The sequence below is a fragment of the Emticicia sp. W12TSBA100-4 genome, assembly GCF_040253585.1.
Taxonomy (GTDB): Bacteria; Bacteroidota; Bacteroidia; order Cytophagales; family Spirosomataceae; genus Emticicia.
The window spans coordinates 22,657-43,010 of sequence record NZ_JBELAU010000002.1 but is presented as its reverse complement, the minus strand read 5'-3'; the positions used below and the strand labels follow the sequence as shown (position 1 = coordinate 43,010).

Sequence of the window (20,354 nt, the reverse complement as noted above, 5' to 3'; positions counted from 1 at the left end):
TTAATACAAAACCCTAATACCTAAATCTTGATAAGGTTTTAGTTGCTCCGAAACCTCATTTGTAACCAATACCTGAACAATACTTAGAGGAGCAAATTTTAGGTATTTATCTTTACCCAATTTGCTCGAATCACACAGAAGAAATGTTTGATTGGCCTGTGCCGCCATCGAAATCGTGATTTCGGCTTCTTTTTCACTGGCGGCACTCAAGCCGTTTTCTATCGAAATGCCATCAATACCCAAAAAAGCCTTATCGGCCTTATATCGCTTGATATGCTCAATGGCAATTTGTCCATGAACAGCCTGACGTTTATTATCAAGTTCGCCACCAATTAAGTTTATCGAAACCTCGGTGTTAGATAATTCATAAACAATTGGTAAAGAGTTAGTGATAATTTTTATGCGTTTGTGTTTGATAAACTGACAAAGCCGAGAAACGGTACTTCCACAATCCATAAAAATAATATCGCCGTCTTGAATCTCCTGAGCGGCAAGTCGGGCAATGTAATCTTTCTGCTCAATATTAGCTGCAATTTTCTGTTCAAAACTGGCAGGAATATTTGCCAAACTGAGTTTCATAGCACCGCCGTGCGTACGAAAAATAAGCCCATCAGTTGCCATAAGAGCCAAATCTCGCCTAATCGTAATCTCGGAAGTTTCCACTTTTAAGGCCAATTCTTTTACGTCGGCTTCGCCTTGCTCTTCAACGATTTTTAATATTTTCTGCTTTCTGCTTTGATAACTCATTTCTTTTTATGAATATTTGTTCAAATGTAATCAAAATTAATCAAAAATAATCATTTATGAATCCGAATGTTAAAATTATAGAAGAAAAAGTGCTTTCCAATAACTGGTATGTATTGAAGAAAATAATATTTGAGTATAAAAACAAACAAGGTGAATGGCAAAACCAAAGCCGAGAAGCCTACGACCGAGGCAATGGAGCAACGATTTTGTTGTACAATAAAGAAAATCAAACGGTGGTGCTAACCGAACAGTTCAGAATGCCCACTTACGTCAACGGTAATGAGTCGGGTATGTTGATAGAAGCCTGTGCGGGTTTGCTGGATAAAGATAACCCCGAAGATTGTATCAGACGAGAAACTGAAGAAGAAACAGGTTATCGGATTGGCGAAGTAAAAAAGGTTTTTGAAGCCTATATGTCGCCAGGGTCAGTTACCGAGATTCTTTATTTTTTCGTAGCAGAGTATACCAAAGCGATGAAAGTTAACGAAGGTGGTGGGGCAGAAGAAGAACAAGAAAACATTGATGTATTAGAAATAGCGTATGATAAGGCACTCGAAATGATAAATACGGGCGAAATAAAAGATGGAAAAACAATAATGTTGCTTCAATATTTAAGACTCAACAATATATTATGATAGAAACCATAAATTTTTAGAGATTTAAAACATTCTCTGAATGTATTTCGGATAAAACATAAATGCCTGAATTACAGATAATTAGTGATGCGAGATAAAAAAGTTTAATTTTTTTCAGAAAATTTGGCATCAGATTTGTAAAAAATTAAAAACAGTGTCTTATATTTGCACTCCGAAACTCAAACAGGGGTTCGTGAAGGAGAGGTGCCTGAGTGGCCGAAAGGAGCAGTTTGCTAAACTGTCGTACGTCTAAAGCGTACCGCGGGTTCGAATCCCGCCCTCTCCGCAAAAAACTTTAAAAAGTTTTTGTGTAAAAGTTTGAAATACAAAAATTAATTTCTACTTTTGCACTCCCAAACGGAAACAACCTCGCATAGAGATTTCCAGTTCGGGGTGTAGCGTAGCCCGGTATCGCGTCTGCTTTGGGAGCAGAAGGTCGTCAGTTCGAATCTGGCCACCCCGACAAAATAAGTAACAAGTAGCATCAAAAGCCTCAAAATCATACAATTTTGAGGCTTTTTGTTTATTTTGACTTGCCGTCCGCTTGCTCTTAACCATATCACTTCATATTACATGTTCTCTACTCGGGGACTCTTCGTACACACTCCTATTTTCTATTCATTTAATGCAATAAGGTGGGTTTAATATTTAATTTAGTAAGTGATTACAAGGATTTTGTATAAATATTATTTATGATTTTCATTGAAAATATAAATAAATTCTTATGAAAAAGATTCCCGAATTTTGTGTCCAGAAATCAATAAGCAAGTAAAGATACTTGTATGATTGATTTTTGACTTAACAATACAAATCCTTATTTTATATCAAAGATTATGAATTTTAATTTACTCATTGAAAATCTAAGTAATCCTGCTCTATTGTTTTTTGTTTTAGGTATTTTAGCCGTTTATCTGAAAAGTGACTTAGAAATACCACCCAATTCATCAAAATTTATATCACTTTATTTATTATTTTCTATAGGTTTTAAGGGTGGACAAGAACTCTCTCATGAAGCATTTACGAGTGAAATTGTTTGGTCGATGCTGCTTGGTATAGGTATTTCGTTGCTGATTCCTTTGTACACTTTTTTTATTCTAAAGCGAAAGCTGAATGTATATGATTCAGGTGCAATTGCAGCAGCTTTTGGCTCGGTTAGTGCCGTTACGTTCGTAACAGCCTCTTCGTATCTTGAATCTCAACAACTGAATATACATGGCTATATGGTTGCTATTATGGCTTTGATGGAATCACCAGCAATTATCATTGGTTTGGTCTTGATCTCATTATTTGATAAAGAAAATGCAGTAAAAAGTATAAAATTATCAGAAATACTCAAGCATTCGCTTACCAATGGAAGTGTGTTGTTGATACTCGGAAGTTTGGTAATTGGTTTTCTGGCCAATGCAAAACAAGCCGAAGGTATTAAGCCATTCACTAATGATTTGTTTAAAGGATTTTTAGCTATTTTCCTTTTGGATATGGGTATTATAAGTGGTAGAAAACTGAAGTCGTTCTTTTCTTTTGGGATGTTCCCGTTTACTTTTGCATTGTTTATCCCATTAATTAATGGGTGTATTTTTGCAATCTTAAGTTCTGCGGTTACTTCTGATGTGACAAATAGGTTTATTTTCGCTGTATTGGCGGCCAGTGCTTCGTATATTGCAGTACCGGCAGCAATGAAAATAACAGTACCTAAAGCTAACCCAGGTTTATATTTACCAATGGCATTGGCAGTTACATTTCCAATGAATATTACAGTTGGTTTACCTCTCTACTTTTTGATTGTGAACTGGTTTTAATAATAAATGCACTGCGAAATTGATAGCTTCGCAGTGCATTTATTAGTTGATATTAATTGATTTAGATTTATTTAGCGTATTCAGTTGTGAAGTATAATGAATTATCCTTTAAGCCTTCATAAAAGAAAAATACTTCATTCTCAATTTTGTTTTTACGGTTTTCATCAATCATTTGTTTGAGGTAATCGTAGGTGGGTTTATAAGTGCCTACTTTCAGCAGAACACCTGGTGCGAGTAATTTTACTTTGTCGGCATTGATTTGAGTATTGATGATTTTGGCTAATTCGGCCTTATAAGCCACAATATCATATCGATAAATTTGTGGACAAATCATATCTACCCAGCCATTGTTTACCCATGTAGGCCAATCTTGTAAATATTCGGTTTTGGCAAACGGAAAAATACTCGGAGCCATAGAAATGCCAATTTTAGGGTTGATTTTCTTTAGTTCAACGGAAAGCTTCTCCATGAATTTATTGAGTCGATTGGCTCGCCAGTTTACCCAACTCTCGTCTTTATCAACTGATGGACTCGCACCAGTTTCGGCTTTGTATTGGGCGAGTATTTCGGGGTTATACCCACCTTCTACCGCCATAGCTGGCAGGCGATCATCGCCTTGGATACCATCTAAATCTGGATAATTGATTACGGCCTCTTTGAGCAAAGAAAGCATAAAATCTTGTACTTCGGCATTGAGGGCATTTAGCCATTTGAATCCATTTTTTGTTGTGATATTTCCATTTTTATCGAGCGATGCCCATTGAGGTTTAATGCGTAAGATATGCTCGCCAAAGCCACTGTTTTCAGCTGCAAAACCATATTCAAACCACGCATATACTTTGATATTCTTTGCATGAGCTTCGTCGATGATTTCTCTTAGTGGGTCTCGACCAGCTAATGTTTCTTCAATTGGAATCTTGAATAAATCATTCATAATTTTGCTTGGGTAAAGTGTGCGACCCTTATTCCAAGTAACCACAAATATATGATTGATGCCACTTTTTGAGCACAAATCTACGGCTTGTTTAATGCCTTCTTTGGTATAAAGGGCTTGGCTCGCAACGTTTGTCAGCCAAACACCTTTTACACCCGAAACAGTCTTGGGCTGAGTAGTTGGCGTGGGGCTACTATTTTGTTCTTGTGCTTTGCAGCTTTGAATTGCGGTGATTAGACCAATAGATAGAATGATTGAGAAAAATCTCTTTACTTTTAGTAGCATAGTTGATGTTGTATTTGCGACAATCAGAGAATACCCCCCATTCTACGAATAGAATGGGGAGAGAGGAGTTGAGATTAAAAAAGGGTTTACCAACCAGAGTTTTGCTTTAAGTTTTTGTTTTTATCTATTTCTCCGAGCGGAATTGGCCATAGTAAATGCTTGGCTGTATTTTTACGAATTTCGTTACGACTGCTGATACGCTTTGAAATACTTGCCGAATAATCAGGTATATCATTGATGTCTTGCACCGAACCAGCAGCTCCAAAGGTAGGTTTGGCTGGTACATCGGCAGGATTTTTGGCGGCTCCTACGATTTGGGTATTTAGAACATCCAAAACAATGCCCCAGCGACGAATATCATAGAGTCGAAGACCTTCTATGGCAAATTCAACGGTTCGTTCTCGACGAACTGCTTGACGCATTTTTGTCTGTGTACCAAGTTCGATATTAGGTTGACCTGAACGTTTTCTTACAGCATTGATCGCATCAACTACCGAAGCATCAAGCTTCCCGAGTTCGATTTGGGCTTCTGCGTACATTAATAAAATTTCAGAATAACGCATCAAAATATAGCCAGTTTTTAGTTCCCAAAGATATTGGTCGGTATCGTTATATTTTCTCCAGACATATCCCACACCACCTACTGCACCAGTAGCTCCAAATTGCCAAACTCCATTTGATGAAGTAACAAAGTCGGGGTTTCCATTGATAACATCAAATTTTTGAGTATTCCAATTCCATCGGAAAATTTGGTCGGTATGAATATTGAAAATAAATCGCTGATTAGGGTTCTGATAAGGTAAACTTGCTGTTTTACTCATGCGTACTTCAACCGTATCGCCTGGCATGTAGAGTGTCCAACGTAGGCGTTTATCACGGTTTTTGCTTGGATTCGCAGGGTCATATAATGGAGACTCATCAATTCTTTTTCCATCGGTACACTCAAATTTATCGACCAGTGCTTGGGTTGGGAAATTATTGCTCTGAGCACCTAAAGTTTGGCGAGGAGTATAGCCCACGGCCATCCAACTGGCAATATTAGGGTTTTCGCTTGGATATACCATCGACCAAATAATCTCACGGTTTGTATTGGCATTCTGGCCAGCCAGTGTAAATAAGTTTGGATAGCTTGGATTAAGACCGTATTGCCCACTTTTAATGATGGTTTCTGTAGCAGTGGCAGCTGTTGGATAATCTTTGATTAACATAGCTAACCTTGCTTTCAAACCGAGTGCAAAGCCCTTGCTTACACGGCCACGCTCTGAAGGATTAAAATCTAAGGTAGCATAAGCATTATCGAGGTCAGTATAGAGAGCTTTCACAATTGTTTCTACGGGAGTGCGAACTTGCGTTTCGTATTCTTCGGGCATGAGTGGTTTTGTATAATATACTACATCTCCGTACCAAACCATGAGGTTAAAATACGCCCATGCTCGTAATGTTACGGCTTCAGCACGCATTTTGTCATAAGCTGCTTTCGATGTAGCCGCTTCACCTCTTTTCATTCCTTCCAATAATTCGTTCGCACGTGAAACTACCCTGTAGCCTTGAGTCCAAGCATTGTCTGACCATCCATTACCTGCAACAAAAGGTCCATTATCGCCTTGGGCAATTAAAGATTCAGGGTCTGATTTTCTCGAAATCTGAATGTCAGTTGTGCCTTCTAAACGTTTTAAATCTGGAACTAAACCTGTACGATTCCAAAAAGCGGCATTGTAAACGCCCGTTAAGCTTTGTCGGATTTCGGCTTCATTCGATAAAAAACTGGCACTTGATGGGGTATCAAGCGGCTGGCGGTCAAGGAATTTATCACAACTAAGCGATACTCCTGCCAACAATATGATATAGATGATTTTTTTCATGTTTATTTAATATTTTTATAATTCGATGATTTTATCGTGTGCAAAATTTAATGAATTGATTATAAGCTGTTTTTTCAGCATCCGTTAAAACTTCAGATTTAAGCCAACTGTATAAGTTTTCATTAAAGGATAAAATTCGGCGTTGTTGTTATTTTGCTCAGGGTCGAAGCCTTTCCAAAATTTCGTAAAAGTTAATAGATTCTGACCGCTCACATAAATTCTAGCACTTTCGATACCCAGTTTTTTAACTAAAGGCTGTGGGACTTTCATGCCTAAATTGACATTTTTTAAGCGGAAATAGGCTGAGTTTTTCACCCAAAATGAAGAATTTGTACTGTTTACTCCAATGGTTGGTGTCAGACGGGGGAAAGTAGCATTTGGGTTTTCGGGTGTCCAATAATCTTTGTGCATAGCCAATAATGATGGTACAAAGTCAGCAGCAAAGAATGGCCAAGCACCAGTGCCTGAAATATAGTTAGCTTTTTTACCTACTCCTTGTCCAAATAAATTCAAGTCAAAAATATCATAGACCAAATTGAGGTTGATACTGTACTCATATCTTGGGAAGTTATTGCCAATAAATGTACGGTCATCGGCATTTACTACACCATCGCCGTTTGTGTCAGCGTATTTAATATCACCTGGGTTGGGAGTGAAAAAAGTTTTTGGCGAAGAAGCAATATCCTCTTTCGATTGGTAATAACCAATAGCCTCATAACCATAATATGAGCGAAGAGAGTAGCCTTCTGTCGAACGAAGTAAACCTTCATCTAAATAAGGTGTGCCAGGAAGCGATGTTATTTTGTTTTTAACATCAGCCAATACACCTGTTACATCGTATTTGAGTTTGCCTATTTTATTTTTGTAAGTTGTCGAAAATTCCCAACCACGGTTTTCCATTGTACCAAGATTTAAGAAAGCAGGGCTTAAACCTACGTAATTTGGAATAGGCTTGCGGAGTAAGATATCAGAGATTTGTTTGATGTAATAGTCGGCTGTGATGCTTAAACCTTTTATCAATACCAAATCAAGCCCAATATCAGTTTGCTTCGATTTTTCCCATGTAATTCCTTCATTAGCGGCTTCTGTTAGAGCGTACCCAGGATTAATAAGTGCATTAAAGTAATAATCTTGCCCAGAAGTGTAATTGCTCGCAAATGGGTAATTGTCAGGTAATGCTTGATTGCCAAGTGTACCATAAGATGCTCTGATTTTACCAAATTGGAGGAAGGTGAGGTCTTTCATGAAATCTTCGTTGGAAAATACCCAACCCGCTGATGCTGATGGGAAGAAACCCCATTGTTTGTTGAGTGCTTGCGAGAACCTCGAAGAGCCTTCATAGCGACCGTTGATTTCTACCAAATATTTATCTGAAAAAGCATAGGTTAGGCGACTAAATGCTCCAACTAAAGCGTTTTCACTGGTACCACCACTGTTATTGCGGTTTGCACCACCTAAGTTCATATATGGTAGGCTTTCGTTGATAAAGTCAGTTCGAGAAGCTCCCAAGCTACGAGTCGAAACTTCTTCACTTTGGAAACCCGCCATAATTTTAGCATCGTGTTTGGCCTTAGTTAGTTGATAAGAAGCTTGAGCTAAGAATGTATTTCTGAAACTGAAAGAATAGCTTTCGCTTAGGCTATTAGTGCCTGGATAACGGCTTGATAAATCATAAGAGCGTGTGCTAATATTTGGCGTGTAGATGTCAAAGCTTTTTTGGAAACGCTTACTGTTAGGTGTCCATTGTTCACGAGCATATGATGCCTCAAAATCTAAACCTTTTATTGGTGTATAATTAATTTGTGCCTTTCCGAATATTCTGGGTATTATTTCCTTGAAAATTCCACTTGCTTCGGCTTGTCCCAATGGATTTCGGTTGTTAGATTGTCCAGCACTACCATACATTCCTTCTCCAAATTTGGCCTGTCCTGTTGCTGGTAAACCAATAGCTTGGCGAATGATAAATTCTGGACTTCCACCTGCTGGCTCAATGCGGGTTCCTTGATTAAAAAATAGTGTTCCCGAAAGACGTAGTTTATCATTTACTTTAATATCAGGGTTCATTCTGATATCCAAACGATTATAACTATTATTCGGAATCAAACCTTGCTGAGTTAAGTACGAAATCGATGTAAATAAACTCGCTTTTTCAGAACCAGCATCAATTGTAAGATTATGATTCTGCATGATACCACTATTTGTAAGCAATAGTTTTACCCAATCATTATCAAAAATTTCAATATTATCGACTGGATTTGTTTTGTATCTTTCAATCAACGCTACTGGAAAAACAACGGCATTCGGATTGCCAGTTTGAGTCTGCTGAGCTACATTACTAAGTTCCATGTGCTCAATTGCTGAAACTTTTTCTGGAATGTTGGTCGCACGTTGCTGAGTCAAGAAACCATTATAACTTACTTTTATTCCACTTTTATTACCACGAATGGTCTTAATTAGAATCACACCATTAGCACCACGAGTACCATAGATAGAAGTAGAGGCTGCATCCTTTAGGACAGTAATACTTTCGATAGCATTTGGGTCAACGTTATCCATGCTCGAAACTACTCCATCAACCATAATGAGTGGGTCAGAACCTGAAAAGATAGATCCAACACCTCTAACTCTGATACTTGCTCCATCAGCACCAGGTTTACCTGAGGCTTGGGCTACTGTAACACCAGGAGCAATCCCTTGCAGTAACTGACTTGAAGATGATACCTGACGGCGAGTAATTTCTTCAGTTTTGAATTGAGAAACTGAGCCTGTTAAATTGGCTTTTTTCTGAATTCCGTAACCTACCACTACCACATCATCCAATAATTTGTTTGATTCTGATAAAATCACCTCAATGTTACTTTGGTTACCTACCACAATTTCTTGGGTCTCGTAGCCGATGAATGAAAACACGAGTATTGCTTTATCTGGTACATTGATGCTGAAATTTCCCTCGGTATCAGATATTACTCCTTTGCCCGATATTTTTTCAAGTATAGATACGTTTGGCAGTGCAGTATTGCTGGCCTTGTCAATAATTTTTCCTTTTACTATCCTCTGCTGGGCTTGTAGGGCAAGCACTACCATTAAGGAAAAAAGGATTGTGAGTAGAGATTTTTGTTTCATAATTTTTTACAAGTAGTTTTTTAAAATTTCATACACTGATAAGCTTTACATAGTTGAATACATTTTTTGTTTTGCTTGCCTGTTTTTTATTGATGTTAGAGAATATTTTATGATTTAAATATAATTTTATACAAACTTATATAAAAATTTTATAAAAGATTGTTAAAAAATTAAAATTATTTCTCACATTTGTTCAAACATTCATTGGCTTAGTAGTTATTCTGACAAAAAATCTTGATTTTAGCGTAATGACAGAGCCATTTACCGCAGCCCAGAATCTTTTATATATGAAAAGAAAAGCCTTATTACTTCTTACTTTGTTTTGTGTAGTATCATCGGTGTTCTCACAGAGTAATTACTCTGCAAGGGTTTTGTTGATTCCTTTAGATGACCGACCACCTTGTTTGCAATTTCCAGTTAAAATGGGGCTTGTGGGTGATGTATCATTAGTTAGCCCACCCCGTGAAATGCTCGGTAGATTCCTCGAATACGGAAAATCAGATGAGATAATTAGATGGATTGATACTCAGAAAATAGACTCATTCGATGCCGCTATTATTTCGATGGATATGCTTGCTTACGGAGGCTTGGTGGCCTCACGAGTTCACGAAACGCCGCTTGAAGAGGCACTAAAAAGAGTAGAGATTGTGAAAGCAATTCGGAGAAAGTCGCCAAAGCTAAAAATATACGGGTCAAGCGTGATAATGCGTTTAGCTCCAACGGGCGATGGAAAAAATGAATCATATCGTGAAAAACTTGCCAAGTGGGCAGAGGTGTCACCCGATGAAAATCAAAAATTACTAACTCAAAAACTTGAAGCGGAGATTCCGCAAAAAGCACTGGGAAATTATAAAGCAGCCCGTGAACGAAACTTGAAAGTAAATCTTTATGCCGCTCAATTAGCCAAGGAAAATGTTTTTGATTATTTGATTTTATCGCAAGATGATGCCAAACCTAAAGGTGTACATATTAAAGACCGTGAGACGCTGACCAAATTTGTAACTAATAACGGATTAAGTTCCAGAATAGCCATTCAGCCTGGAGCTGATGAAGTTTCGATGTTGCTCTTGGCACGTTCGGTGACAGATAAATACAATTATCGACCAAAAATTAAGGCAGTTTTTTCGTCAGAAACTATGGCAGATAAAGAAATGCCTTTTGAAGACCGACCATTGCGTAAGACCGTTAGCTTTCATTTAAAGGCGGTTGGAGCGAGAGAAGTAAATGACATGAAAGATGCCGATATTGGCTTTTTTGTATTTACATCAAGAAAAGAGGAAGGAAGAGCTAAGACCTTTGCAAATGAAATTATTGCGTTTTCTAAGCAGGAAAAAAAAGGAATTATCATTGCTGATATCGACCCCATTGGTGATGTTCAGGGCGGCGATATTCCATTCACGGAAGCATTAAAAGAGGAGAAGATTTTCTCAAAAACATATGGTTATGCTTCTTGGAATACTGCTGGAAACGTAATCGGTACAGCCTTGCCACATGGCTTATTGTATGGTGTTTCGAAATCGGTGATTAAACTGCATCCACAGAAACAGATAGCCGCTCGAATGGCCAATGCACAAACTTGGTTTATGATTAATCGCTTGTTGGATGATTACAGCTATCATTCAATTGTGCGACCAATGGCGGCCAAAATGATTCGTGAGAACCAATGGAATGCCTTTCGCTTAACCGACCAACAGACCCAACTAACAGAGCAATTTTGTAAGAAAGAGTTGGAATCAGTAGCCCTCAAAACAGTAGAAAATTTTTATCCAAAACATATAAAACATTTAAAAGTGGGGTCGTTGAGTTTTGATTTACCTTGGAATCGTACGTTTGAGGCAGAAATTGATTGCCAAATCGTAAAAACCAACTAAAATGCACAGCCTAAATAAGCTTATATTTTAAATGTACATTATCACCAAACAATGATAGCAATCGGTTTACTTATTATATTTACATTTTTCGCTGGCTTAATGTTTTTGCGGAAAATACCCGCTTTATTGGCGTTGCCTGCCATGGCAATTTTGATTGCTTTGCTCGCAGAATTACCTATTCCAGATATTTTGAATCAGATTATTGCTCAGGGTTCGCTCAAACTTACATCGGTATATGTATCGGTTTTTATGGGAGCAATGATGGGGCGGGTATTGATTCAAACAGGTATTGCCGAAGAAATTATCAAACGAGCGGCTGAGTTTGGGGGCGAAAAACCGCTCATTGTATCGTTTGGTTTAATGGCTGTTACAATCATTTTATTTACGACTTTGCAAGGTTTAGGGGCTATTATCACCGTTGGTTCGTTGGTATTGCCAATCATGATGAGCCTTGGTATTCCTCGGAAACTGGCAGGTACGCTCTTTATTCTGGCTTTTGCTACTGGTTTCATCTTCAATCCGATTTTATTTACACTCTATCGCCAATTATTGGGCTTGTCCGAAACAGAAGCCTTACCCGCTCAAGTCTCTACTTTTGCATTTATTTTATTGGGTTTGATGCTCATAATGGTGGTGTCTTATGCTCTTATTGCAGCTAAACGCTCAGGCGAAATGCTTTTGATGTCGGCAGTTTCAAAAGATGATTTACTAAAACGAGATAAAAACAAGCAAGTGCCAACTCTCGCCTTGCTAACACCAATTGTGCCTTTAGTTTTGTTTTTTGGATTCAATTATTTTGGTCTTAAACTCGACTTTATTGCTGCATTTATTTTGGGTTCTTTGTATGGCGTTTGCACAACTAACTGGCGAAATGCCATTAAAACCCTTACTTCTTCGGCCATTAAGGGGATTGAAGATGGAGCTCCAGCCGCAATTCTGATGATGGGAATCGGGATGCTACTAAATGCACTCAACCTACCACTTATCAAAACCGCACTCGAACCGCTCATTCTTTCGTTGCCTTTTCAGTCCACGCTGTTTTATATTGCTTTTTTTGGATTGCTCTCACCATTGGCTTTGTATCGTGGACCACTCAATATTTTTGGTATCGGTATTGGCTTATTTACTATCATGTTTGGAACCGCAGTTTTGCCGCCTTTGGCTCTACTGGCAGCCATCATGTGCGTGGTACAAGTACAAAACGTCTGCGACCCAACCAATACACATAGTGTTTGGATAGCCAATTTTGTTGGTGTGCAAGTCGAAGATTTTACCAAAGAAACCCTACTTCCGATGATGCTTGTTTGCTTGGTTGGTTTAGTAATTTCAGTGCTAATGTTTTTGTAATTGAGAAAATTGAGCGAAATCGACTAAAATTAGGTAAAATGAAAAGAAAAGTAAGAGTTGGTATTGATGTAGGAGGAACCTTCACCGATGTAGTTGTAGTTGATCATCAGTCCCGAGAAGTGATTTCGCAGTTGAAAGTACCAACAACCCATGACTCAGAAGAAGGCGTAGCTGCGGGAATTATCAACGCAATCAATCGGGCATTAGCCGAGTTGGGTATTTTGCCCAATGAAGTCATTTTTATTGCCCATTCTACCACACAAGCAACAAATGCTCTTTTAGAAGGCGATGTAGCTAAGGTCGGAATTATTGGTTTAGGTAGTGGCTTAGAGGGAATAAAAGCAAAAATTGATACTAAAATACCCACTATCGAATTAGCACCTAATCGTTTTCTAAACATCGAACATGCCTTTGTTTCGGGCCAAGGCCTAAAAGAACAAACGGTAATTCGGCAGATAGCAGCTTTCAAAGAAAAGAATGTAGAGGTAATAGTTGGTTCAGAAGCTTTTGGCGTTGATAAACCCCAAAATGAAGAGCTAATAAGTAAAATAGCCGAAGAAATGGGTATGTTTGTTACTTCTGGCCACGAAGTTTCGAGCCTTTACGGTTTACGAACTCGCACCCGAACGGCTGTCATTAATGGTGCCATTTTGCCTAAAATGATTCATACTGCAATTATGACAGACGAGTGCGTAAAGCGTGCAGGTATTACTGCTCCGTTAATGATTATGCGGTCGGATGGAGGTGTTATGAGTGTCGAAGAGGTGCATCGCCGACCTATTATGACAATGCTTTCTGGGCCTGCTGCGGGCATTGCTGGAGCTTTGATGCACGAAAGGGTTTCTGATGGAATTTTCATTGAAGTGGGTGGTACGAGTGCCGATATTTCGGTGATTCGTGATGGGCAACCCCAAACCAAGGCTGCCAGAGTAGGTGGGCATCGTACTTACTTAAATACTTTAGATGTACGAACTTTGGCTATTGCAGGGGGAAGTATGATTCGAGAAGCCAACGGAAAAATTGTCGATGTTGGTTCTCGTTCGGCACATATTGCGGGCTTGCATTATGCGTGTTTTCAGAAGCCAGAAATATTTGAAAATGCTAAACTGATTCATTTACAACCAACCGAAAAGGATGTTGATGATTATACGGCTATCGAAACGACTTCGGGTCAACGCTTTTCGCTTACACCCTCTTGTGCAGCCAATCTATTAGGCATTATCCCCGATACTGCTTTTGCTAAGGGAAACAAAGAAGCTGCAAGGTTGGCATTTAAACCTTTGGCCGATAAAATTGGTAAAACAGTTGAAGAAACAGCCCGTGAAATTTTGGAAATTTCATGCAAAAAAGTCGTAAAACAACTCGAAGAATTAATTGTTGAGTACCATTTAGACCGCCAAACTGTTGAGTTGATTGGTGGTGGAGGCGGAGCAGCTTCTTTGGTACTTTATACAGGTGAATTAATGGGTATTCCAGCAAGATTAGCAAAAAAAGCTGAAGTGATTTCGACAATTGGGGTGGCTTTAGCGATGGTGAGAGATACCATCGAACGAAATGTAGTAGAACCAACTCCCGAAGATATTTTATCAATAAGAAAAGAAGCAGCAGAAGCAGTTATTAAAATTGGTGCAGTTCCTGAAACGGTAGAAGTACAGATTGAAGTTGATACACTAAGAAATGTGGTGAAAGCCACAGCCTTTGGCACAACTGAGCTTCGAAAAGAAGATAATTCTGCCAAAATCATAACGCTCGATGATTGTAGGGCTGTGGCATCACGCTCGATGCAATTGCCCGAATCGATAATAAAATTAGCCGCAAAAACAACCTCATTGATGGCTTTTACGGCCGACAAAGAAATAAAATCGTTGTTTGGTTTATTTAAGACTAAACAAAAACTCTTACGTATCATTGATAAAACAGGTGTTGTGAGACTACAAAGAAGCAATGCTTTGGTAGAATCGACCGATGTAGAAAATGCTCTCAGTTCATTAGAAAACATTATCAATAATTTGACTGATTTTGGCGACGCTGGAAGAAGTTTACCCGATATTCACTTATTGGTTGGAGCGAGAATTATCAACTTAGCTGGCCTTGCCGAAGTTGAACAAGCTCTGACATTGGCAAAAACCGAACTCGAAAATTTACCCCAAGATACCCCAATTGTAATAGTAGCTTCGGTGAAATAATTGATAGGTACAGCTAAAGAAGCGTAATAAAATATTGAAGTAAAAATGGAAAAATTACATACAAATCTTTTAATTGTCGGTGGAGGTATTGGTGGGTGTGCTGCTGCAAAAACAGCCTGTGAAGCTGGTTTAAATGTCATTATGACCGAAGAGTCAGATTGGATTGGTGGACAATTTACCAGTCAAGCTACGCCACCCGACGAACACGGTTGGATTGAGAAATTTGGTTGTACGCAGTCATATCGAAATTTTCGAAATAGTGTTAGAGAATATTATAAAAAACATTATCCACTTACTGAATCGGCTTTACAAAATCCAGTTCTGAACCCTGGCGATGGGTGGGTTTCTCCACTTTGTGCAGAACCAAAAGTATTTTTAGCTGTTTTTGAAGAAATTTTGCAACCATTTGTAGCAAATGGACAATTAAAAATTTTATTAAATAATATACCAATTCGGGCTGGTTTTTCGGGCAATCGAGTAGAAAATGTTACGGTTGCTCATACCGATACTAAAAATGAGTTACGCATTGAAGCTGAGTTTTTTATTGATGCTACCGAACTCGGAGAATTACTTCCGCTTACCAATACTGAGTACGTAACTGGCTCTGAGAGTCAGGCTGAAACCGATGAGCCAAGTGCTAAAATGCAAGCAAATTCAATTAATTCGCAGGCATTTTCGATGTGTTTTGCTATGAGTTATCACGAAGGGGAAGACTGGACGATTGAGCGACCTAAAAATTATGATTTTTGGCGAAACTTTGTGCCAAAACTCACACCTGCTTGGAGCGGAGAACTGTTGCGTCTGACGGGGCTAAGTCCACGCACTTTAGAACCTGTACATTATAATTTTGTGCCTAATAATGAGCCAAATAAAGCATTTGCAGGACTTTGGACTTATCGCCGCATTTTACACAAAAAAAACTTTCAAGAAGGTCGTTACGACTCAGATATTACGCTGGTCAATTACCCACAAATTGATTATTTATTGGGCGATTTACTCAGTGCAAATACTGAAGAAAAAGCTCGAATGATTGCCGAAGCGAAAGAGCAAAGTTTATCTTTTTTATATTATTTACAAACAGAATTAGGCTTTAAAGGTTTGAAAATAAGAGGAGATATTACAGGTACTTCTGATGGTTTGGCCAAAAGTCCGTATATCAGAGAGGCTCGAAGAATAAAAGCAGCATTTACTATCAAAGAACAGCATGTTTCGGCAAAATACTTACCCAATCAAGTTTTGGCAGTACCATTTGAAGATTCGGTTGGTGTTGGCTTTTATCGCATCGATTTGCACCCAAGTGTTGGTGGTGATAATTATGTAGATGTAGAAAGTTTACCATTTCTGATTCCGTTGGGAGCATTGATTCCGAAGCGAGTCGAAAACCTTTTACCTGCTTGTAAAAATATCGGAACTACTCATATTACTAATGGGTGTTATCGACTGCACCCAATTGAGTGGAACATCGGTGAAGTAGTAGGCAATTTGGTGGCCTTCTGTTTAGAAAATCAGAAAAAACCAACTGAAGTGAGAAATTACTCACAACTTTTGACACAATTTCAGTCTTTAATCGTACAGAAAGGAGTAGAAATTAAGTGGCCAGAAGATTTGATTTTAGCCGAAGGAGACCCCCATATTCATGCCATGTGAGATAAGAAATGAATACCGAATATTTTCAAATAATGGGTAAAGAATTAGCCGAAAGTGTCTTTAAGCAATTTGGTACGCGAAGCATTTTGCAGTTGTGCCAGATTGCCCAGATAAACGTTCGCTATGAAAAGTGGTATCCTACGACGCTGGGAGAATTTGACCGAAAAAACAACACTATTTGTCTCAATTTGAATGCGAAAGTGCCACAGTCTCAGATTCTTGCTCACGAAGTAGGACATTATTTTATTCATCAAAAAAATATTCAGTTAAGTCGAGCTGAGGAAGAAATCGTAGCAAGCACTTTTGCTGAATATTTTCAAGAATAAAGGATTGTTATTGAAAAACATTTTCCATCACCAGCGTGTATGCCCCAAGCATGGTGGTTTTATCGCCCAATGTTGAAGTTTTTATTTCGCAATCACCTACAAGTTGAGGCAAGCCATATAAACTCAATCCTTTAATGACAGGGTATTTCATCAGTTCAGCCACATCCGTAAATCGCCCCCCTAAGATAATCAGACCAGGATTCAGCGTTTGAACCAACATAGAAAGTGCTTGCCCTAATCTTTCTCCCATTTCGATTAATAGTCCTCTGGCAGTTTGGTCGCTGGTATGAACCAATTGTATGATTTCACGATATTTAAGTTTCTTTGCCGCATTTGCCGGGTCTAAGTCTTGAAATTGTCGCTCAAGAGCATAGCCAGAAACAACTGTTTCTAAGCAACCTTTCTTCCCACAAACACAGAGTTTGTCGTTATCTTCAAAATGAATATGGCCAAACTCACCTGCAAATCCAGATTCTCCGCTGTGCAAATGACCATTAGAGATGAAGCCAATTCCTAAACCTCTACTTAAGTTTACGTAAATAATATTCGACTTTTCACGAGCGAAACCAAAATTTTGTTCACCCAAAGTCATTAATCGGGTATCGTTATCAATATAAACAGGATAGCCCCAACGTTCACTCAAAAGCTTGGCAAGTGGAGTATCAAAATTCAAAAAACTGTAACTTATGCCTTTTTTACCATCTACACGACCCGTAATTCCGATACCTACACCCAAAATCTTGGCATCTGGAATACCCTTTTTACTAATCAGGTCAGGTACAGTTCGAGCGACAAAATTGAATGCTTCATCACGATTATTGATGTCGAAATTATCAGTTTCGTACTCGTAAATCAATTCGTGATTGAGATTGACAATACTAAACCTGAACGAATTAATGAGTAATTCTACGCCCACAATGTACCCTAATGAAGAATCAAGACAAAACAACGACGGTGGTCGGCCGCCCGATGACTCTCGCTTGCCAGATTCAACTAATATTCCTTGTTCTATCAGTTCGTTGATTAGTTTGGTGGCAGTGGGTAGGCTCAAGCCAGAAAAGTCCTTAATCTCAGGTATTGTCTTTTCTCCTTCTTGTAATAAATACTGAAGGATTTTTTTTGTTTGGGTATGTTGATTGTTTCGACCATTAGTGGCATTTAAGGTCTCTATATAAGCTCTCATTCCTTTTTTTTCGATTTTAATCGCTCTAAATATTTTTTATTAAAATTAAATTTATACTTTTATAAAAATTTTAATAAAGATAATAAAATAATTGTAAAATTATCCTCAACTTTGTATGGTCTGACTTTTTTAAACCAATAATTGAAATATTTTACTAAACTAAGAATAATCTCTGACTGTGAAAAATATTAAAAAATATAGTAGCCTTTATAAGACCGAATTATTAGAAAACATCTTACCTTTTTGGATGAAATTTTCGAAGGATGAAACACACGGTGGCTATTTTACTTGCCTTTCGAAAGAAGGAGAAGTATTTGATACTGACAAGTTTATTTGGTTACAAGGCCGTGGCGTTTGGATGTTTTCGATGCTATATAATAATTTAGAACCTCGCCAAGAATGGCTTGATTATGCCCAACACGGAGCCGATTTCTTACAAAAATATGGGCAAGCAGCCGATGGAACTTGGTATTTTTCGCTCACACGTGAAGGAAAACCTTTGGTACAACCCTACAATATATTCTCTGATTGCTTTGCAACACAGGCGTTCGGTCAGCTTTATAGAGCTACCCAAAAAGCTGAGTATGCTGAACTGGCTCGTAATACCTTTTATTCGATTCTAAAACGAAGAGAAAATCCCAAAAGGAATTGGTCGAAGGCAGTGAGTGGTACTCGGCCACTAAAAAACTTTGCCTTACCCATGATTTTGTGTAATCTATCGCTCGAAATAGAACATCTACTACCAGCAGACGTTGTTGAAAAGCTAATTAGAGAGTGTATCGATGAAGTAATGGAAGTTTTTTATGATGCTAAATCTGGGTTAATTTTAGAAAATGTAACTCCCGAAGGACAATTTTCTGATAGTTTTGAAGGCCGATTATTAAACCCAGGACATGCCATTGAGGCCATGTGGTTTATCATGGATTTGGGCGAACGCCTAAAAGATTCTTCGCTTATTGAAAAAGCAAAGCAACTTACGTTACGCACGCTCGAATACGCATGGGATGAAAAATATGGTGGTATTTTTTATTTCATGGATGTTAAAAATAAACCTGTGCAACAACTCGAATGGGATCAAAAACTTTGGTGGGTGCATATCGAAACAATCATCGCATTACTCAAAGGGTATTTACACACAGGCGATGAGCGTTGTTGGGAATGGTTCGAGAAAGTTCATGACTGGACTTGGAAGCACTTCCCTGAGCATGAATTTGGGGAATGGTATGGTTATCTAAGCCGAAACGGAGAGCCGCTACTCACGCTAAAAGGTGGGAAATGGAAAGGATGTTATCATATACCCAGAGGTTTATACCAATCTTGGAAAACTTTAGAAAAGATTTATCTATTAGAAACAGTAGAAAAATAGCCACCTTATTGAATTCAAGAAAAAAATTAATAGCAGGATAAAAAAAGTATAATCTGAGTGATGTGGGCGAACTTAAAATTTGAAGTAAAAAAGAGGATTACTAACTTTTAATCCTTTTTCTATTTTACACCTTAATAAATTTCATTCGTTCATTAGGAAGTTGGCAGGTATAACTGCCAGTAAAAGCATTTTTTAGGCTATTTTTCAATTTCTTTAAAAAAATCACTTAAAAACTTCCGACCAATCGGAATATTTAATTGATTTGTTAGAGTAACTGTCTCAGAATTCCACGAAATTACATGTATTTTGTTCACTATAAAGCTTTTATGGATTCTAATAAATTGGGTATTTAAATCATTAATGAGACTTAATAATGTTCTTTTCAATGCAATTTTTTTACCTAAAGTATATAAATAGGTGTAATTTTTATCTGCTTCTAAGTATAGGATGTCGTTTAGATATACTTTTACATAAATATTCTCATGATTTTTAATGGCAATATACGGTTCTTTTAATATGCTATTTTTTTTTGATGACTCAAGTTCATGGAAAATATTTTCAATAATTGAAATCAGAGATAATGGTTGAAATGGTTTTATAAGATAATTAACATGCTGAACTTTTTTCACTTCAGCATACAGTGATTTATCCATTGAGTTTGTTATGACAATAATCGGTATTTGGTAGGATTGAAGTTTTCTCATCAAATCAATACCTGTTTGCTTTCCCTCCAAAAATATATCACAGATAATTAAATCAGGAAGATTTGACTGGTATTCTTCAATCGCTTTTTTTACATTAACTGCATATAAAATGTTGTTAATACCTATTTCCTCCAAAACCATTTTAATCCAAATAGAATAAATGGGGTCATCTTCTGCCAATAATATTTTTTTCTTTGATAAATCCATATAATGTTATTATTGAGAAATGATATTTACGTATAGGCAATATTGTTTGTCTACTTTTTTTTGTTGTTTGTCACCTATAAAGATTTATACATGTAAACTTTTGAATACAAAACAATAATATTTGGGTTAGCA

At 37.8% G+C, this 20,354-nt stretch carries 14 protein-coding genes and 2 tRNA genes; 10 read left to right on the top strand and 6 right to left on the bottom strand.

Going from position 1 to position 20,354, the window contains the following annotated elements:
* On the bottom strand, window positions 1-747 hold the full coding sequence (locus ABR854_RS02365) for a DeoR/GlpR family DNA-binding transcription regulator (protein WP_350263744.1): 747 nt from the start codon (window positions 745-747) through the stop codon (window positions 1-3).
* Between the two features lie 56 nt (window positions 748-803).
* On the opposite strand from ABR854_RS02365, the gene nudK reads away from it, so the two are divergent.
* From nudK to ABR854_RS02345, 4 genes are all read left to right on the top strand, one after another.
* Entirely contained in the window at window positions 804-1,382 is a 579-nt protein-coding gene (gene nudK / locus ABR854_RS02360) for a GDP-mannose pyrophosphatase NudK (protein WP_350263743.1), read from the top strand.
* A gap of 198 nt (window positions 1,383-1,580) precedes the next feature.
* Window positions 1,581-1,668, top strand: a tRNA-Ser gene (locus tag ABR854_RS02355).
* 103 nt (window positions 1,669-1,771) lie between these two features.
* Window positions 1,772-1,845, top strand: a tRNA-Pro gene (locus ABR854_RS02350).
* A 370-nt stretch (window positions 1,846-2,215) separates the two neighbouring features.
* The gene (locus tag ABR854_RS02345) at window positions 2,216-3,181 is read left to right on the top strand and encodes a sodium-dependent bicarbonate transport family permease (protein ID WP_350263742.1); all 966 of its coding nucleotides are present in this window, start codon (window positions 2,216-2,218) and stop codon (window positions 3,179-3,181) included.
* A 67-nt stretch (window positions 3,182-3,248) separates the two neighbouring features.
* Here the strand turns inward: ABR854_RS02345 and ABR854_RS02340 are convergent, their stop codons facing one another.
* From ABR854_RS02340 to ABR854_RS02330, 3 genes are all read right to left on the bottom strand, one after another.
* Window positions 3,249-4,400: a glycoside hydrolase family 10-like protein gene (locus ABR854_RS02340; RefSeq protein ID WP_350263741.1), complete on the bottom strand. Its 1,152-nt coding sequence runs from the start codon at window positions 4,398-4,400 to the stop codon at window positions 3,249-3,251.
* A gap of 86 nt (window positions 4,401-4,486) precedes the next feature.
* Window positions 4,487-6,262 (bottom strand): RagB/SusD family nutrient uptake outer membrane protein, encoded by a 1,776-nt coding sequence (locus tag ABR854_RS02335; protein WP_350263740.1) that lies wholly within the window; start codon window positions 6,260-6,262, stop codon window positions 4,487-4,489.
* An 84-nt stretch (window positions 6,263-6,346) separates the two neighbouring features.
* Window positions 6,347-9,385 (bottom strand): SusC/RagA family TonB-linked outer membrane protein, encoded by a 3,039-nt coding sequence (locus tag ABR854_RS02330; protein WP_350263739.1) that lies wholly within the window; start codon window positions 9,383-9,385, stop codon window positions 6,347-6,349.
* 287 nt (window positions 9,386-9,672) lie between these two features.
* Here ABR854_RS02330 and ABR854_RS02325 point away from each other — a divergent pair, with 287 nt between their 5' ends.
* The 5 genes from ABR854_RS02325 to ABR854_RS02305 are packed head-to-tail and all read left to right on the top strand — an operon-like array spanning window position 9,673 to window position 16,762.
* Window positions 9,673-11,256: a DUF4127 family protein gene (locus ABR854_RS02325; protein WP_350263738.1), complete on the top strand. Its 1,584-nt coding sequence runs from the start codon at window positions 9,673-9,675 to the stop codon at window positions 11,254-11,256.
* 51 nt (window positions 11,257-11,307) lie between these two features.
* Window positions 11,308-12,603, top strand: coding sequence for a citrate transporter (locus ABR854_RS02320; protein WP_350263737.1), 1,296 nt, complete (start codon window positions 11,308-11,310; stop codon window positions 12,601-12,603).
* 38 nt (window positions 12,604-12,641) lie between these two features.
* Window positions 12,642-14,789: a hydantoinase/oxoprolinase family protein gene (locus ABR854_RS02315; protein ID WP_350263736.1), complete on the top strand. Its 2,148-nt coding sequence runs from the start codon at window positions 12,642-12,644 to the stop codon at window positions 14,787-14,789.
* Window positions 14,790-14,834: 45 nt separating this feature from the next.
* A complete protein-coding gene (locus ABR854_RS02310) occupies window positions 14,835-16,436 on the top strand; it encodes an FAD-dependent oxidoreductase (RefSeq protein WP_350263735.1) in 1,602 nt (533 codons plus the stop codon).
* A 32-nt stretch (window positions 16,437-16,468) separates the two neighbouring features.
* Entirely contained in the window at window positions 16,469-16,762 is a 294-nt protein-coding gene (locus ABR854_RS02305) for an ImmA/IrrE family metallo-endopeptidase (protein WP_350263734.1), read from the top strand.
* Window positions 16,763-16,769: 7 nt separating this feature from the next.
* Here ABR854_RS02305 and ABR854_RS02300 read toward each other — a convergent pair whose 3' ends face one another.
* Entirely contained in the window at window positions 16,770-17,945 is a 1,176-nt protein-coding gene (locus ABR854_RS02300; RefSeq protein WP_350263733.1) for an ROK family protein, read from the bottom strand.
* A 178-nt stretch (window positions 17,946-18,123) separates the two neighbouring features.
* Here ABR854_RS02300 and ABR854_RS02295 point away from each other — a divergent pair, with 178 nt between their 5' ends.
* Window positions 18,124-19,311 carry a n-acyl-d-glucosamine 2-epimerase gene (locus tag ABR854_RS02295; RefSeq protein ID WP_502881172.1) on the top strand — a complete coding sequence of 396 codons (1,188 nt, stop codon included), beginning with the start codon at window positions 18,124-18,126 and terminating at the stop codon, window positions 19,309-19,311.
* A gap of 197 nt (window positions 19,312-19,508) precedes the next feature.
* Here ABR854_RS02295 and ABR854_RS02290 read toward each other — a convergent pair whose 3' ends face one another.
* Window positions 19,509-20,222 (bottom strand): LytR/AlgR family response regulator transcription factor, encoded by a 714-nt coding sequence (locus ABR854_RS02290; RefSeq protein WP_350263732.1) that lies wholly within the window; start codon window positions 20,220-20,222, stop codon window positions 19,509-19,511.
* Window positions 20,223-20,354: the final 132 nt, after the last annotated feature.

Excerpts from the sequence above, each read along its gene's own strand:
- ABR854_RS02365 (WP_350263744.1), bottom strand. The coding sequence starts at position 747 with ATGAGTTATCAAAGCAGAAAGCAGAAAATATTAAAAATCGTTGAAGAG.
- nudK (WP_350263743.1), top strand. The coding sequence starts at position 804 with ATGAATCCGAATGTTAAAATTATAGAAGAAAAAGTGCTTTCCAATAAC.
- ABR854_RS02345 (WP_350263742.1), top strand. The coding sequence starts at position 2,216 with ATGAATTTTAATTTACTCATTGAAAATCTAAGTAATCCTGCTCTATTG.
- ABR854_RS02340 (WP_350263741.1), bottom strand. The coding sequence starts at position 4,400 with ATGCTACTAAAAGTAAAGAGATTTTTCTCAATCATTCTATCTATTGGT.
- ABR854_RS02335 (WP_350263740.1), bottom strand. The coding sequence starts at position 6,262 with ATGAAAAAAATCATCTATATCATATTGTTGGCAGGAGTATCGCTTAGT.
- ABR854_RS02330 (WP_350263739.1), bottom strand. The coding sequence starts at position 9,385 with ATGAAACAAAAATCTCTACTCACAATCCTTTTTTCCTTAATGGTAGTG.
- ABR854_RS02325 (WP_350263738.1), top strand. The coding sequence starts at position 9,673 with ATGAAAAGAAAAGCCTTATTACTTCTTACTTTGTTTTGTGTAGTATCA.
- ABR854_RS02320 (WP_350263737.1), top strand. The coding sequence starts at position 11,308 with ATGATAGCAATCGGTTTACTTATTATATTTACATTTTTCGCTGGCTTA.
- ABR854_RS02315 (WP_350263736.1), top strand. The coding sequence starts at position 12,642 with ATGAAAAGAAAAGTAAGAGTTGGTATTGATGTAGGAGGAACCTTCACC.
- ABR854_RS02310 (WP_350263735.1), top strand. The coding sequence starts at position 14,835 with ATGGAAAAATTACATACAAATCTTTTAATTGTCGGTGGAGGTATTGGT.
- ABR854_RS02305 (WP_350263734.1), top strand. The coding sequence starts at position 16,469 with ATGGGTAAAGAATTAGCCGAAAGTGTCTTTAAGCAATTTGGTACGCGA.
- ABR854_RS02300 (WP_350263733.1), bottom strand. The coding sequence starts at position 17,945 with ATGAGAGCTTATATAGAGACCTTAAATGCCACTAATGGTCGAAACAAT.
- ABR854_RS02290 (WP_350263732.1), bottom strand. The coding sequence starts at position 20,222 with ATGGATTTATCAAAGAAAAAAATATTATTGGCAGAAGATGACCCCATT.